We start from the raw sequence: 13,728 nt of genomic DNA, 5'->3' as shown, positions 1-13,728 counted from the left end.
AGGGAGAACGACGATGCCCGCGCAACCGCCCCGCTCACTGCGCGAGTTGGCCGCTGCCCGCGCGCTCCCGGACCACCAGGTCATGGACGCCCCCACCCTCGACTGGATCGCTGGCAATCCGCCCCCGCCCACCGCGGACACCCCGGCCCTCACCACGGACGAAATCCTGCTGCTGCGCCCCGACGCGTCGTGGTTCACCTCCCGGGACCAGGCCGACGGCCTGCACGGAATCAGCCACGGCGCCCGCACCTGCGTGCTCGCCTTCCTTCTCGCCCGCGCCTACCGCCTCGACCGGGCGCACACCGCGGCCCTGTGCACGGCGGCCGCCGTGCACGACTGCCGCCGGCACGACGACCGCGCCGACCCCGAGCACGGCCAACGCGCAGCCACCTGGTTCACCGAGCACGCCGAGATGGTCCTGTCCGCCGTCGGCCAGGAGGTCTCCGCCGAGCTCCGTGCCGACGTGGCCGCGGCGATCGCCGTGCACAACCGCCCGTACGACGCCTTCGCTCCCGGGCAACGGGACGCCTACCAGCACGCCCCGCACCTGACCGACCTGCTGAAGGCCGCGGACTGCCTGGACCGCTACCGCCTCCCCCTGAGCCGGTGGTGGCCCAACACCACGCACCTGCGCCTCACGATCCCGGCCTGGCTGTCCCCGTTCGCGCACGGCCTGGTCGTCCACAGCGAGCGGGCCCGACTCGACGGCGCCTCGCACCACGACGCCGTCACCCACGCCCTGACCACCCTCACCCGCTAAGAACGGAAGGAGGCCCAGTGCACGCCGCACCTGACGGATGGGACCACGTCCACACCGACTTCGGCGCCCGCACCGCGCCGCCCGGCCCGGCCGGCCTCGCCGAGAGCGCCGACGACTGGCTCACCGCCCACCGCCGCGCGCCGAACGGGCACCTGCTGGAGGTGAGCGACAACGCCATGCTCGCCTCGCTCACCAGCGGCCGGCCCGTCCACCTGATGCACACCACCCTCGCGCTGGACGCCATCCGTGCCACCGGTGAGCTGCACGGCGCCGCCGGATGCCTGGTCGGAGCCCTGTACTGCGCCCCGCTCACCGAGACCACCGACGGCCTGCGCCCGCACAACCTCGGCTCGTACCTGCTGGAGACCAAGACCGACACAAAGACCGTCGTCCTCGAGATCTGCCCGGAACAGCCCGCGCCTGCCAAGGGCCTGAACTACCTCCGGCTCGGCGGCATCCACCTGGACACCTACCAAGACCATCGCAGCTTCCTGACCGCCGCCGAAGACCACCAGCTCCAGCAGACCGCCGTGCGGCGCGTCCGTGAAACGGCCGGCTTCCTGGACCTGCTGCTCGCCGAAGCCCGCGGCACCCACACCACCTCGCTGACCGCGTTCTTCAACCAGCTGGCCGCAGCCGTCGAGAGCTTCCCCTTTCTCGGCTACCTGTACTTCGAGGTGCTCTGCGAGTACCTCCTCCTGCACTCCACCAAACCGACGACCAAGGCGTACGCGGCGGCGGGGGAGATGAACAACCGCCTCTACAAGCAACTCGCGTTCGCCGCGGTCGACACGATGGGCCGCCTGTTCGACCTGGCCCTGTTCAACCCCGACCACGCCCAGCTGACGGAGCTGATCGGCCGCATCGAGCCCAGCCTCGCCCTGGGCGCCCCCGCCTACACGCGGCGCCGCCTGCCGCACCTGTTTGCCTGCGCCGCGCTCGACCCCGGCAGTGACGTGACCGCCGTGGCCTTCCGTGACGCGACCGGCGACTTCGACTCCCTCGCCGCAGCGGCCCCGCACCTGGCCGGACAGCTGGTCTTCCGCGAGATGCGGACCCTGCCCCGCTACCCGGCCCTGTTCCCGGTGTTCGAGCAGGCCAAAGCGACCTCGGTGTACGACTACTGGAACCGCCAGGAGATCGCCGCGCCCTTCAACGGCGTGCTGCCCAAGGGCGAGATCGGCCTCAACCTCGCCTTCCCCCGCGCAGCCTGCACCGCGTGGGTGGCCGAGACCTGCGAACGCGGCCTGCTCCACCCCACCGAGCAGCTCGATCTCTTGCCCATCCCGCGCCTGGCCGACCTGCGCGGGACCGCCCTGGGCCGGGCGGCCTTCCCGGGCCCGTGCACCCGCCCCAAAAGTCCCTCCACGGTCTCCGTCGCCTAGCTGCTCGTCACCCCGCCCATCTCCCAGAAGGAGCACTCTGGTGCGCATCGTCCTGCTCGGCGGCGCCGGCTACCTCGGCACTGTCGCCACTCGCCACCTCACCGACCTCGGTCACCACGTCACCGTCGTCGACGGCCTGATCTACCAGCGCGGCGACAACCCAGCCCGCCTCCTGCCCACCGCGAGCGCCTTCGTCAACGCCGACCTGCGCGACCCGGATGCGCTGCGCCGGGCGGCCACCGGCGCGGACGCGGTCGTCCACCTCGGCGGCCTGGTCGGCGAGCCCGCCTGCGTCCTCGACGAGACCCTGGCCGTCGAACTCAACTACGCCTCCCCGGTCCTGGCCGCCGAAGCGGCCCGCGCTGCCGGCGTCGAGCACTACGTGTTCTTCTCCTCCTGCAGTGTCTACGGCAGTCACCAGGGAACCGTCGACGAGGACACGGCTCCCAACCCGCTCGGCATCTACGCCCGTACCAAGGTCCTGGCCGAGCGCACCCTCGCCGGCCTGATGGACGGCCACGCGCTGAGCGTGCTGCGCCTGGCCACCGTGCATGGCCGCTCCCCGCGTCAGCGCCTGGACTCCGTCGCCAACCGCATGACCGCCCAGGCCATCGCCACCGGGCGGATTCCGCTCAACGGCGGCGGACAGCGGCGGCCGCTCGTCCACGTTGGCGACGTCGCCGGCGTCCTCGCCCAGGTCCTCACCACCCCGGGCGGTCACCGGATCTTCAACGTGGGCGCGGACCGGGAGAACTACACCATCGCCGAGATCGCCCGCACCGTGGAGAAGGCCGTGCCGGGTACCCGCATCGACGCTGGGCCCGAGCGCGACGAGGCCGACGCGCGCGATTACCGCACGTCCTTCGCCCGCCTTGCCGCCACGTTCCCTGGCGCCTGCCCCACCACCCTGGCCCAGGGCGTACGCGAGGTCGCCAACGCCGTGGAGGCCAAGGAGCTCGACGACCCGGACCTCCCCGAATACGACAACCTCGTCGGCCTGAAGAACTCCCTGGCCGACGGTCGGATCCGCGCACTGCGCAGCGAGGACTGCACCCGCCTGCACGCCGACTACGCGAACGTCCCCCGGAGCGAGCGATGAGCCACACCCCCGCCCCCGCACCGACGGCCGGCGGCCCGCTGCCGTGGAACCGGCCGCTGATCGGCGAGGACGAAATTGCCGAGGTTGTCGACACCCTGCGCTCCGGCTGGTTGACCCACGGCCCCAAGGCCACCCGCCTGGAGCACACTGTGCGCGACACCCTCGGCGCAGAGGACGCCTTCGCGGTCACCTCCTGCACCGCCGCCCTCCACCTCGCCTTCCTCGCCGGCGGAATCGGCGCCGGCGATGAGGTGATCACCCCCAGCCTCACCTTCTGTGCCGCCCCCAACGCGCTGAGACAGGTCGGCGCCCGCCCGGTCTTCGTCGACGTCGACCCCTTCACCCTCAACATCACCCCCGGCGCAGCTGAAGCCGCGATCACCCCCCTCACCAGGGCGATCGCTGTGACGCACTACGGGGGGCAGATGTGCGACATGCGGGCCTTCCGCGAGCTCGCCGACCAGTACGGCCTGCTGCTCATCGAGGACGCCGCCCACGCACTGCACGCCAGCCGCGACGGCCTGCGTGCCGGCAGCGCTGGCGACCTCGCGACGTTCAGCCTCTACGCCAACAAGGTCGCCGCGGCCGGGGAAGGCGGCGTCCTCGCCGGCCGCGGCGACCTGGTCCACAAGGCCCGCCTGCTCGGCCGGCACGGCATCGACTCCTCCGCCTGGCAACGGCACGGCAAACGCAACACCGCTGACTACGAGGTCGAAGTCCCCGGCTTGAAGTACGTCATGTCCGACCTCACCGCCGCCCTCGCCGTCGTGCAGTACGCCAGGCTGCCCGAGTTCACTGAGCGCCGAGCCGCCATCTCCGCCGCGTACACCCGGGCACTGTCCGGGCTGCCCGGCCTGACCACGCCCACGGTTCTGCCCGGCGTCGAGCACGGCTGGTTCCTCTACCCGGTACTCATCGACCCGGACGCCGCGCCCGTCGACCGCGACAAGACGGCCGCCGCACTCTTGGAACGCCACCAGATCTCCACCAGCGTCCACTTCAAGCCCGTGCACTCCCTGGGCCCCTACCGGGGCGTGATCCACCGGCCGCTGCCAGTCACCGAGACTGCGGCCGCCCGGCAGCTGTCCCTGCCGTGCTACCCGGCGATGACCGATGAGCACGTCGACCGCGTCATCAACGCCGTCCACGACCTGTGGAGTTGACGGACGGGCGCGAACTGTACGCGCGAGAGGGGGAGAGCACCACGGCGTGACGCGGTGCGCTGACAGTGCTCCTCGCAGCACCCCCGCCGCACCGTCTCAGTGACTTCCGGGGCTCGGACGCCCTGCCCATCGTGGAACCCCAGCAGGACACCGAGCCCCGGACCGTCCACCGCACCCGCCCTTGAGGAGATCACCCATGCCCGAGGACCTGCGCATCGTCGTCGGCGGTGACCGGGCCGGCGCCGCCTATGCTGCGGCCCTGGCCGACCAGGCCGCCGTCCACCCGCGCGTCGGACCGATCATCAGGGTCGGCGCCGACGAGGATCCGTTGCCGTATCCGGACGTCGCCTTCGCCGCCGCCCAGCTCATCGCTGCCGGCCACGCGGACAGGGCCCTGCTCGTCTGCTACACCGGCCTCGGCATGGCGATCGCCGCCAACAAGGTCATCAGCGTCCGCGCGGCCGCCGCTCACGATCCGTTGAGCGTGGAGCACGCGGTGACCCACAGCAACGCCCAGGTCCTGTGCCTGGGCGCCGGTGTCATCGACCTGGTGCTGGCCGGGCGCCTGACCAACCAGTGGCTGGGTCACACCTTCGACCCCGCCTCCCGCGCCGCGGCCAAGCTCGTGCTCATCACCGCGCACGAGCAGCGCCACCCCCGGCCCGCCCCCTGCTGACGACACCGACCGGCCCGGCCACACGACCCGGCTCACACTGCGAGGAGATGCCCCATGCCCACCGACGCCACCACCGTGCCCCGCACGCGAGCCCCACGGCGCTGGCCCGACGAGCCGGCCCAGGGCGGCTGGTACACCGACGCCGAACACGCCTCCGCCCAGCAAGTGATGGCCGACTCGCTGTCGTGGCAGACGGGATGGCGCAACAAAGACCGCGTGGCCGCCTTCGAGGAGGCGTTCGCGGACAAGACCCGCGCCCGGCACGCGGTGGCCTTCAACGGCGGCGGCACCGCCCTGGAGATGGTCCTCAAATGCCTGGAGCTGCAGCCAGGCGACCAGGTGATCTCCTGCGCGCTGAACTTCGTCGGCACCCACCTGCCGGTCATCCACCAAGGCGGCGACCTCGTGCTGGCCGAGCCCCACCCGCTCACCTTGAACCTGGACCCGGGCGACATCGAACACCGCCTCACCGGCCGCACCCGCGCGATCCTCGTCACCCACTGGAACGGGCTTGGCGCCGACCTGCGCCCCTTTCTCGACCTCGCCCAGCGCCACCCGCACCCGCACCACGGCCCGCCGGTGGTGATCGTGGACGCCGCGCGCGCCTGCGGCGGCACCACCCCCGCCAGCCTCCCCGTCGGTGCCGAAGGATGGGCCACCACCTTCAGCTTCGAGACCAAGAAGCTCATGACGACCTTCGGCCAAGGCGGCATGGTCACCACCGGCGATGCACGGCTCGCCCACCGGCTACGGCGCCTGCGCACCTACGGCCTGAGCCAGGAATGGGGCACCAACCAGCAACTCAGCAAAATCCAGGCAGCCGTCGGGCTCACCCAGCTCGCCCGGCTCGACGAGATGAACGCCGCCCGCATCTCCCGCGCTCACGAGCGCACCCGCCTCCTGGACGGCATCGAGCACCTGACCCTGCCGCCCAAGTTCCACGACGGACAACACCTCTATTACCGCTACAACCTGCTGGTCCCCCCGTCCTGGGCCGGGCCCGGCCGCGACGCCCTCATGGAACTCCTCGCCGACCAGTACGGGCTCGGCAGCATCGTCAACGACCCGCCCACCTACCTGAGCCACGACTACATCCGCGGCCACACGGACGGCCAGGTATGCCCCCGAGCCGAGCAGCTCGCCGCCCGCCTGCTCTGCCCCTGCCTGCACCCGCAGATTCCCGTCGACGAAGAACGCGAGATCTGCGACGCCATCCGCGCGGCCACCAACCAGATCGCCCGCAACTTCGGTGACAGCTGACCGCTGTAAGCCCACCAGCCCCAAGCCGTCCCCGCTGCCCACGGCGACGATGAAGGAAGCCGATCATGTCCCAGCTCGACCTGGAAACCGCCGAGATCCGCAGCCGCGAGATCATGCTCGGCAAGCCGTACCCGACGACCCGTGGCGACGACGACCTGCGGATGGTGTTCCTCTTCCCCTACGGACACACCTATTCGCTGATGTGCAACGGTCCGATGTCGCTGTACGACCTCGTCAACCGCGACACCACCCTGCCCGCCTACGCCGAGCGCGCCGTGCAGTACGACTGCCTCCTCCACGACGGCAACCGGCTCGTCACCCCCGCCGGCGAGCCCTACCGCAGCATCGAGTCCGCCATAGCGGTCAACGAGGCCGACATCGTCGGGGTGTCCGTCACCAACGCCGGCGACCTGCACTCGGTCTTCCGGCTCCTCGACCTCGCCGGCATCCCCCGTCAGACCGCTGACCGCACACCCGGCGTCCACCCCCTGGTCATCGGCGGTCAGGGCGGGCTTGCCAACCCCGAGGTCTTGGCCGACTACCTCGACGTCGTCGCCCTCGGCGAGGCCGAGAAGTCCTTGCCGGATCTGATCCGCACCGTCCACACCCACCGAGCCAGCGACAAGCCAGCCGCTCTCCTGCATGAGGAACTCGCCCGCATCCCGGGCTTGTACGTACCGTCGATGTACGAGTGCGACCTGGCCGCCGGGGGAGGAGTGAGTGCTGTCAGGCCCCGGGGGCTGATGGTCCCTGACATGGTGTGCGCCCAGTGGCTCACGCTTGCCGAACTCCATGTCGCGCATTTCTACTATCCCATCACCGACGGCACCGCTGCCGGTGTGATCCCGCTCCTCGGGTGCCGCCACGCCTGCGATTTCTGCACCCTGGGTGTCCCGCCCTTCCGCGAAGCTCCGCTGGAGGCGCTCCTGGCCTACATCGACCACCTCGAAGAGCTCGGCGTCCCGCAGATCATCATCAGCGCCCCCACCTTCACCCAGTACCGCCACCGCGAGCAGCTGCTGCAGCGCATCCGCACCTACCGCGACCGGGCCGCAGACCGCGGCATCAAGGTGAGCACCATCATCGGGTCCGTACGGGCGGACGAGATGACGCCGGCCTACCTGCGCGACGTCAACGAACTCGGCGACTTCGGTCACCTGTTCACCGAACTCAGCCTGACCCAGGCTCGCGGCATCATCACCATCGCCCCCGAGTTCGCCGACGCCGAACTCGTCGCCCTGTACGGCAAGACGATGCCGCCCGAACGCGTCGACCGTGCCATCGACCGGTGCCGTGAGACCTCCGACGTCATCAACACGATCATGCTGTACTTCATCATCGGTGCACCTGGCGAGCGGCGAGAAGACCGCCTCGCGATCGCCGACCGGGCCCGCGAGATCCGCGAACGCCTCGGCCGTCCCGATGCCTCCGTGATCGTCAAACTGCACCAGTTCATGCCGGAGCCCGGCACCCCCGCCCAGCGTCTGCCCATGACCGATCCCGCTCTGATCGACGGCTACGTGCAGGAGATCACCGACCGGCTGCGCGGCCTCGTCGGCCAGGAGGCCTTCGACCAGAACTACCGTGTCCGGTACGGGGAGACCAACCGCCTCTACCTGGAGGCCGTCTGCCTGCGAGGAGACAGACGGGTCGGCCACGTGCTTGAGGACCTGTACGACAGCGGCGCCGACCTTGCCGCTCTCTCCCGCGAGGACCTGCTGGACGCCCTGGCAGCCCACAAGCTCGACTTCGAACGGCATTTGCGGCACTTCGACGAGCCCGTACTGCCCTGGCACACCGTCAACGAGGTCGACCCGTACAAGGAGCAGGAACTGGCGGCCGCGCTCGAGAAGCGCGTGGCCACCGCGTGAGCGGCCCATCTGCGGACGGCGTGCCGTGTTTCCCCGGCAAGTACACCGTCGAGGCGTTGTGCGACCCCGCCGAGCACGCCGCGTTCATCCGCAGCCGTTACCCGGGCGCCGGCCTCAGCCACACCGCGGGGATCGTCCTGCTCTACCAGTCTTCCCTGGCCCGAACGGCCCTGTGCCACGGCGGCGTGCGGCCGCTCGGCCGCTGGGTGTCCGCCGATCTCCACCTGACCAGGGACGACGTCGTCCTCTGCTCTGGCTTCGGGCGCGGCGCCCCAGCCGCCGGACTGATCGTCGAGCAGCTCATTGCCCTCGGAGCTCCCGCCGTCGTCACGATCGGGACCGCCGCGACCCTCACCGGGGGCCTGGCCCCCGGCGACCTCGTCGTCTGCCGGGAAGCCCTGCGCGACGAAGGCCTCTCCCGGCACTACCTGCCGCCCGCCCGGTACACCTCCCCGGACGGTCCGCTGACCGCCCGGCTTACCAGCGAGATCTCCGCACTCGGCTTCAATGCACGGACGGGCCGGACCTGGACGACCGACGCCCTGTACCGGGAGACCGCCGCGGAAGTGCACCAGTACGCGGCCGAAGGGGTGCTGATGGCTGACATGGAGGCTGCGGGGGTTCTCGCCGTCGCCCGCTACCGGCAGGTCCCGGCCGCAGCCGCCTTTGCTATCGCGGACTCCCTGGCCCAACGGACTCCACGTACTGACTCGCCCCGCACCGGCATGGGACTCAGCGCGCTCTTGGACGCCGCCACACGCACCCTCATCGGCACAGCGACGGGCACCGTCTGGTGTGCCCGGTAATCCGGATGCGCACCCTCGCTCACCCAGCGGGTCAGGTGGCTCGGGGGCGTGAATCCCCGAGCCACCCGACCTCACAGCCGCTCTGTGGGCTACGCATGGCGATGGCCCGTCCACCCGGGTGGCTCGCAGAGGGACGGTCAGGCGGCGCGCGGCGGCGGCACGTCGTGCTGGGTGAGGACGCCGTACGCGTGCCCAAGACGGATCAGATGCGCCTCGTTGGCCGCGCCAGCTTTCTCCAGCAGGGTGGTGACCACGCCGGGAAGGTCGAACGGCTCGATGCTGGCTTCCTTGGCGATGTCGGCGCTGGCGGCGTGCAGCGCGAGGGCCCGCCACAGCCGGCGCTCCGTCTTGTCAAACTCTGCCTCGGCCGCCTTCGCCTCGGGCAGGGGGAGCTGGCCGGTCACGAAGCCCATCTGCACCTTCACGGCGAGCCCTTTGACCTGGAGCTTCAGACCGATCTGAGCTGAGTGGCGGTTGAACGTGGTGGGCTGCATGACCAGGTTAGTCGACCCATCGCCGGGGCCGTGCCCGAAGGAGAGCTGTTCGAGGACGCGCTGTTCGGCGTTCGTCAGCGGGGTGATGACGAGGTTTGTGCCTTGCAGTCGACCCATGACCAACTCCTTCCTGATGCCTACGTGCGTGCCGCGAGTGGACGCCGATAGGCGCGCCGGCGGTGGTGCACCGTCCAATGGCGGCGCTGCGGGTGCTGTGGCGAACATCGGTACCCCTTCAGTGGTGGGCGCCGCTGGCGCCGATGCCGTAGATGATTGCGATCAACGCCAGGCCCATGACGGCTTTGGCCCAGAGCTGGGTGCGACGGCTCATGCGCGTGCTCCGGAGCGGCAGTGCGTGCGCGGCCGATCACCGGCGTGGGTGGCCATCACGTCCGCGTGCGCCGCTTCCAGGTGCCCGGAGGGCGACTCCGCCCTCGTGAAGGATCGTCCGAACAAATGCGGTGCTGCGCAGGCAGCGTTCGGAGATGGCCCGGACGCTGTGGTCGTCCTCGTAGGCGCGGGCCGCGACAAATATGAATGCCTTGCGATTTTGGCCGGTGAGTTTGACGCCCCTCTGAAGCTGGGGCACATCCATGAGCGTCTGCTGGTCAGGCACAGTGGTTGACCTTCCGGCGCGGTCTTGCGGTGGCGGGCATGGCTGGCTCAAGGGCACCGGCAGGGAGGTAGAGCGGGCGCGTCCAGGCTGTCGACGCGGGAAAGGGCTCCCAGCCGGGCAGGGCTGGCACCTGACGGTCATCGACTCGCGACAGAGCGGGGTCCTCATGCCGCGCTCCCCTCGGCGTAGCCCTCAAGCCGTTCGACGATGGCGAGCACGTCGCGTACGGCCGTGGCAAGGCAGGCCGTGCGCCAGAGTCTGTTTTCGCCGGCTGCCTGGCGCACGGCCGCCGCGGTGACCTTCATACGCGCGATCACGGACCTCAGTTCCTCAGCGGCCGGGGCACCAGCAGCGCTCCGGGCGCGGATCTCCAGATGGTGTGCAGTCGCACAGAGTTGGTCGATGCAGCGATCGACACGCGACGGGTGCGGTGCGAGCCGGGAAGTCCACCAGGCATGGACCGTACGAACGGTCTCTCTGATGCTGGCTGGGTTTACGTCGTGTGCAGGTTCGGTCAGCCGGGGCAGCGGCCCAGTTGTGGTGTGGCCGGGCACTTTCAAGGCGCGGACGATGGGGCGACGTTGGGGGTCGCACTCAAGAGTCCCGTCCTCGACGAGGAGGCACAGAGCCTCGCTGAGGGGTTCCTGCGAGGTGACGAGGACCCGCGCGAGTTCCCGACGGCGTGGAAGAGCGGAGCCAGCGGGGTAGACGCCCGCTGCGACCAGCTCGCTCAGCCAGTTGGCGAGCTGCCGGGCACGGCTTTCGCCGTCGGGGTGCGGAATGCGGAACCGTCCGGTTCCCTCTGCCTCGATCGTGCCGCTGCGGGCGAGGTCAGACAGGGCCAAGCTGACACTGTCGACCGGCACGCACAGCACGTCAGCGATCGAGCGCATCGACAGCGATGTGCCGGGAGCGTAGATGCCAGCTGCGATCTGCTGGTCAATCCGCCGCGCTACTTCGGCGATGGGCAGAGATGGCGGCTCCGTGCTGATCAGCGCCCGGAGCAGTTCTCGTGCACTGCTCACCTGGAGGACAAGCCCCTCGTAGGAGGTATCCGACGGCCTCCTCGGGCGGGTCACGGCGTTGATGAGTCGGTCCCACCGCGCCCGGTCCGAATGCGACCCTGCGGCTTCTTCACGGCGTCTCTCGGCCAATCGCAGCCACTTGTCGAGGCTTTGGGCCACATGGTCGTACGCGATGGCGACGGCCGCGGGTGAGGCAGCGGCACGCATCCCACCGATATGGCCAAGACGCCGTGTGGCATCGAGCAGCGCGCGACGAGTGTCTACCGATGTGCCGACGACCGCGGCGGCTTCATTCATGGGTTCCGTGTGACGCAATGGCTTACTCACTGCGAGACGCCCCCTGTTGCTTCGGGCGGTGTACCAGGGCGTCCGCGTAATTCTCGGTCGCCAGATCCCAGGGGCGGGCACGCCAGCGCACGGTGTATCCGGCCTGCTCCAGGGCGTCCTGGACGCGTTTGGTCTGCTTCATCCAGTGCTCATGGGCACCTGGCGGCACGACGCCGGTGTCTGCTGCGCGCTCGAACTCGTCGGCCGGCCACCACCGGAGCCACGCGCAGAGCTCGGCATCGGGGGGCCAGACGGTCTGGGTGATCGACCCCACGTGGCAAACGCCAGACGTCGCAGGCTGTACGGGATCGAATGAGTACCGGCAGCGCCCCAGTACGCTCGCTTCGCCCAGAACGTCCTCGATCTCGCGGACCGGATCAGGGTCGGGATACCACCCGCTGCGTTGGTAGTGGGGCGGGTTCGGCTCCGCGCCGGCCCACGCCTCGGGGGACAGCCGGAGAGGGGCGACTCCTGGGGCCATCCGATAGACGAGGAACTCGGCGGACCAGTGAGTATGCGGAGAGCGGGGCGGACCGTTGCGCTCCACCACATACCCCAGGGATTCCAGGGCGTCGGCGGTCGCCGTGAGGCGGTCACGCCAGTGCTCCTCTGCGCTCGGCGGTACTCGGCCGGTGTTGGTGTTGCGCCGCAGCGCCGCATCGGGGTACCAGTGCACCAGGACGCACAGCTCGGTGCCCTCGGGCCACGCGGCTTCGGTGAGTGCCAGCGCACGACACCAGCCGAGTCCATCGGGCAGCACACGCTGTACGTACCCTTTCCCCGTGTCCACCGACTGCTCGCCCAGGCCGAGCTGCCGAAGGTGGAAGTTCACTAGCTTCGGCGCGCTCTGCGGGTCGGCCGGGTTGTAGGTCGGTTCAGCCTCTTCCCCCGGCGACGTGCTGCTGGTGGGGGGCTTCGTGGAGCCCACTGAAGGACCCTGGGGCCGATGCTGGCACTGGTTCATGAATTACCTGTCTCGGATGTCTACGGCTGGGCAGCACTCGGGCCGTGCCCTCCGCCGGCCGGCGGGGAAGCCGTGCAGACCGGCCGGAGGAGGGCGGAACACCGTGCTCGCCGGACGCTTTGGCCTGCGGCGGGCACGGGGTTGGAGGGCCGGCCGGCCGCCGTTGTCCTCCCCAGAGGGCGGCGGCCGGGGCGCCCGCTCCGCACACCGCAGGCAAGGCGATGTGTCCCTGAGCGGGGCCGCGCCCTTCGATGGCCCCTCCCGGACGGGCCGCTACGGGGGTGCGGTGTCTCAGGAGCGAAGGACGCCCGGCGGGAAGGTCTCCCCCGCACTGTGGCCAGTTGCGAGGGAGACGGGCTTCAGGAGAGGTGCGTGACGTACTGGACCGTGAGCCAGCCGACGACGGCGATCACGAATAGGGAGCACCCGACACATTGGCCGAGCCCGAAGCCGCCCGTGCGGCGGATGGCCTTGCCCTGATTGCGCCGCAGTGTCCTCAAGGGGTGTCGCGCAGCGAACCGGAGGAGGTACGGCAGGCTCTTCCTGCCCTCGGTCGTGGTCACTTCCGCTTCCTCCACTTCGGGCCGCAGTGCACGAGGGCAGCGAACCCGACAAGGATGCCTAAGCCGATGATCATCGACACTCGTCGGCCTCTCTGTCGGTAAGCACCTGGTGGAGGCGCGTCCAGACCTCTCGGGGAGCGACGCGGAACAGATCCGGCGGACGTTCGCTCATCCGCTCCTCGTGCTCCGAGTTCAGCCTCCGGGCGGCCTCCTGCGGCTCGCGTCGCGGCAGGCTGGCCGGCCTCGACGTTGCCGTTGTCTCGTGTCCGCCGTTCACAGGGACGACCCGCCGCCGGCCGTCATGGGCAGATCACCCACGACGGCCTCGATCTCGTCGGGGTCCGTGTTCCACTCCAGGCCGCCGTGCCTCGGCGCCAGCCATGCCACCGGCGGAGTCGCGGGGATCCGCAGCACCGGTTTGAGGTTGGTGCCGTCCGCGTCCGGGGCGACGGCCCGCAGGACGCCGATGCGGTCGCCATGAGCGTGGTCGACCACCAGGTGGCCGAGGAGGGGATGGTCGATGTGCCCCAAGCCCAGGGGCTGTGCGTTGGGAGTGCGAGTGGTCATCGTCGCCTCGCTGTCGAGTCGGTGTGCCTTCGTCGCCCCCTCTCGGGGGAAAGACGAGACCAAGGCCGTTCACGACACCTAACTGCCTTTCAGAGGCGTGCAGTTAGGGGACTTCGCAAGGTGCTGCTCGCGCGACCTAGGGGGACTTGACC

The 13,728-nt window shown here is 70.2% G+C and carries 14 protein-coding genes; 8 read left to right on the top strand and 6 right to left on the bottom strand.

Going from position 1 to position 13,728, the window contains the following annotated elements; all coding sequences use genetic code 11:
- Window positions 1–13 precede the first annotated feature (13 nt).
- From ABZ851_RS30330 to ABZ851_RS30295, 8 genes are all read left to right on the top strand, one after another.
- A complete protein-coding gene (locus ABZ851_RS30330; RefSeq protein WP_361134179.1) occupies window positions 14–760 on the top strand; it encodes an HD domain-containing protein in 747 nt (248 codons plus the stop codon).
- A 17-nt stretch (window positions 761–777) separates the two neighbouring features.
- Complete coding sequence (locus tag ABZ851_RS30325; RefSeq protein WP_361134176.1) at window positions 778–2,145, top strand: hypothetical protein; 1,368 nt, start codon at window positions 778–780, stop codon at window positions 2,143–2,145.
- 40 nt (window positions 2,146–2,185) lie between these two features.
- On the top strand, window positions 2,186–3,244 hold the full coding sequence (locus ABZ851_RS30320) for an NAD(P)-dependent oxidoreductase (RefSeq protein WP_361134173.1): 1,059 nt from the start codon (window positions 2,186–2,188) through the stop codon (window positions 3,242–3,244).
- Window positions 3,241–4,407, top strand: a complete 1,167-nt coding sequence (locus ABZ851_RS30315; protein ID WP_361134170.1) for a DegT/DnrJ/EryC1/StrS family aminotransferase — start codon at window positions 3,241–3,243, stop codon at window positions 4,405–4,407. Before ABZ851_RS30320 ends, ABZ851_RS30315 begins: the two co-directional genes overlap by 4 nt.
- 196 nt (window positions 4,408–4,603) lie before the next feature.
- Window positions 4,604–5,083: an RpiB/LacA/LacB family sugar-phosphate isomerase gene (locus ABZ851_RS30310; RefSeq protein WP_361134168.1), complete on the top strand. Its 480-nt coding sequence runs from the start codon at window positions 4,604–4,606 to the stop codon at window positions 5,081–5,083.
- A 54-nt stretch (window positions 5,084–5,137) separates the two neighbouring features.
- The gene (locus ABZ851_RS30305) at window positions 5,138–6,343 is read left to right on the top strand and encodes a DegT/DnrJ/EryC1/StrS family aminotransferase (protein ID WP_361134165.1); all 1,206 of its coding nucleotides are present in this window, start codon (window positions 5,138–5,140) and stop codon (window positions 6,341–6,343) included.
- A gap of 65 nt (window positions 6,344–6,408) precedes the next feature.
- The gene (locus ABZ851_RS30300; RefSeq protein ID WP_361134161.1) at window positions 6,409–8,214 is read left to right on the top strand and encodes a radical SAM protein; all 1,806 of its coding nucleotides are present in this window, start codon (window positions 6,409–6,411) and stop codon (window positions 8,212–8,214) included.
- Window positions 8,211–9,020, top strand: a complete 810-nt coding sequence (locus ABZ851_RS30295; protein ID WP_361134158.1) for a nucleoside phosphorylase — start codon at window positions 8,211–8,213, stop codon at window positions 9,018–9,020. Before ABZ851_RS30300 ends, ABZ851_RS30295 begins: the two co-directional genes overlap by 4 nt.
- A 137-nt stretch (window positions 9,021–9,157) precedes the next feature.
- Here ABZ851_RS30295 and ABZ851_RS30290 read toward each other — a convergent pair whose 3' ends face one another.
- The 6 genes from ABZ851_RS30290 to ABZ851_RS30265 form a co-directional block, all read right to left on the bottom strand.
- Window positions 9,158–9,631, bottom strand: a complete 474-nt coding sequence (locus ABZ851_RS30290; protein ID WP_361134155.1) for a hypothetical protein — start codon at window positions 9,629–9,631, stop codon at window positions 9,158–9,160.
- Window positions 9,632–9,881: 250 nt separating this feature from the next.
- Window positions 9,882–10,109 (bottom strand): helix-turn-helix domain-containing protein, encoded by a 228-nt coding sequence (locus ABZ851_RS30285; RefSeq protein ID WP_361134462.1) that lies wholly within the window; start codon window positions 10,107–10,109, stop codon window positions 9,882–9,884.
- Window positions 10,110–10,294: 185 nt separating this feature from the next.
- Entirely contained in the window at window positions 10,295–11,452 is a 1,158-nt protein-coding gene (locus ABZ851_RS30280; RefSeq protein ID WP_361134152.1) for a GntR family transcriptional regulator, read from the bottom strand.
- Between the two features lie 22 nt (window positions 11,453–11,474).
- Window positions 11,475–12,410, bottom strand: a complete 936-nt coding sequence (locus ABZ851_RS30275; RefSeq protein ID WP_361134149.1) for a hypothetical protein — start codon at window positions 12,408–12,410, stop codon at window positions 11,475–11,477.
- Window positions 12,411–12,805: 395 nt separating this feature from the next.
- Window positions 12,806–13,009, bottom strand: a complete 204-nt coding sequence (locus tag ABZ851_RS30270) for a hypothetical protein (RefSeq protein ID WP_361134146.1) — start codon at window positions 13,007–13,009, stop codon at window positions 12,806–12,808.
- A gap of 273 nt (window positions 13,010–13,282) precedes the next feature.
- Window positions 13,283–13,576 carry a hypothetical protein gene (locus ABZ851_RS30265; protein ID WP_361134143.1) on the bottom strand — a complete coding sequence of 98 codons (294 nt, stop codon included), beginning with the start codon at window positions 13,574–13,576 and terminating at the stop codon, window positions 13,283–13,285.
- Between the last annotated feature and the right edge of the window lie 152 nt (window positions 13,577–13,728).

The organism is Streptomyces sp. NPDC047049 (genome assembly GCF_040643995.1).
GTDB lineage: Bacteria > Actinomycetota > Actinomycetes > Streptomycetales > Streptomycetaceae > Streptomyces > Streptomyces mooreae.
The sequence above is the reverse complement of the archived record's forward strand: the minus strand, read 5'-3'. Positions and strand labels throughout refer to the sequence as shown.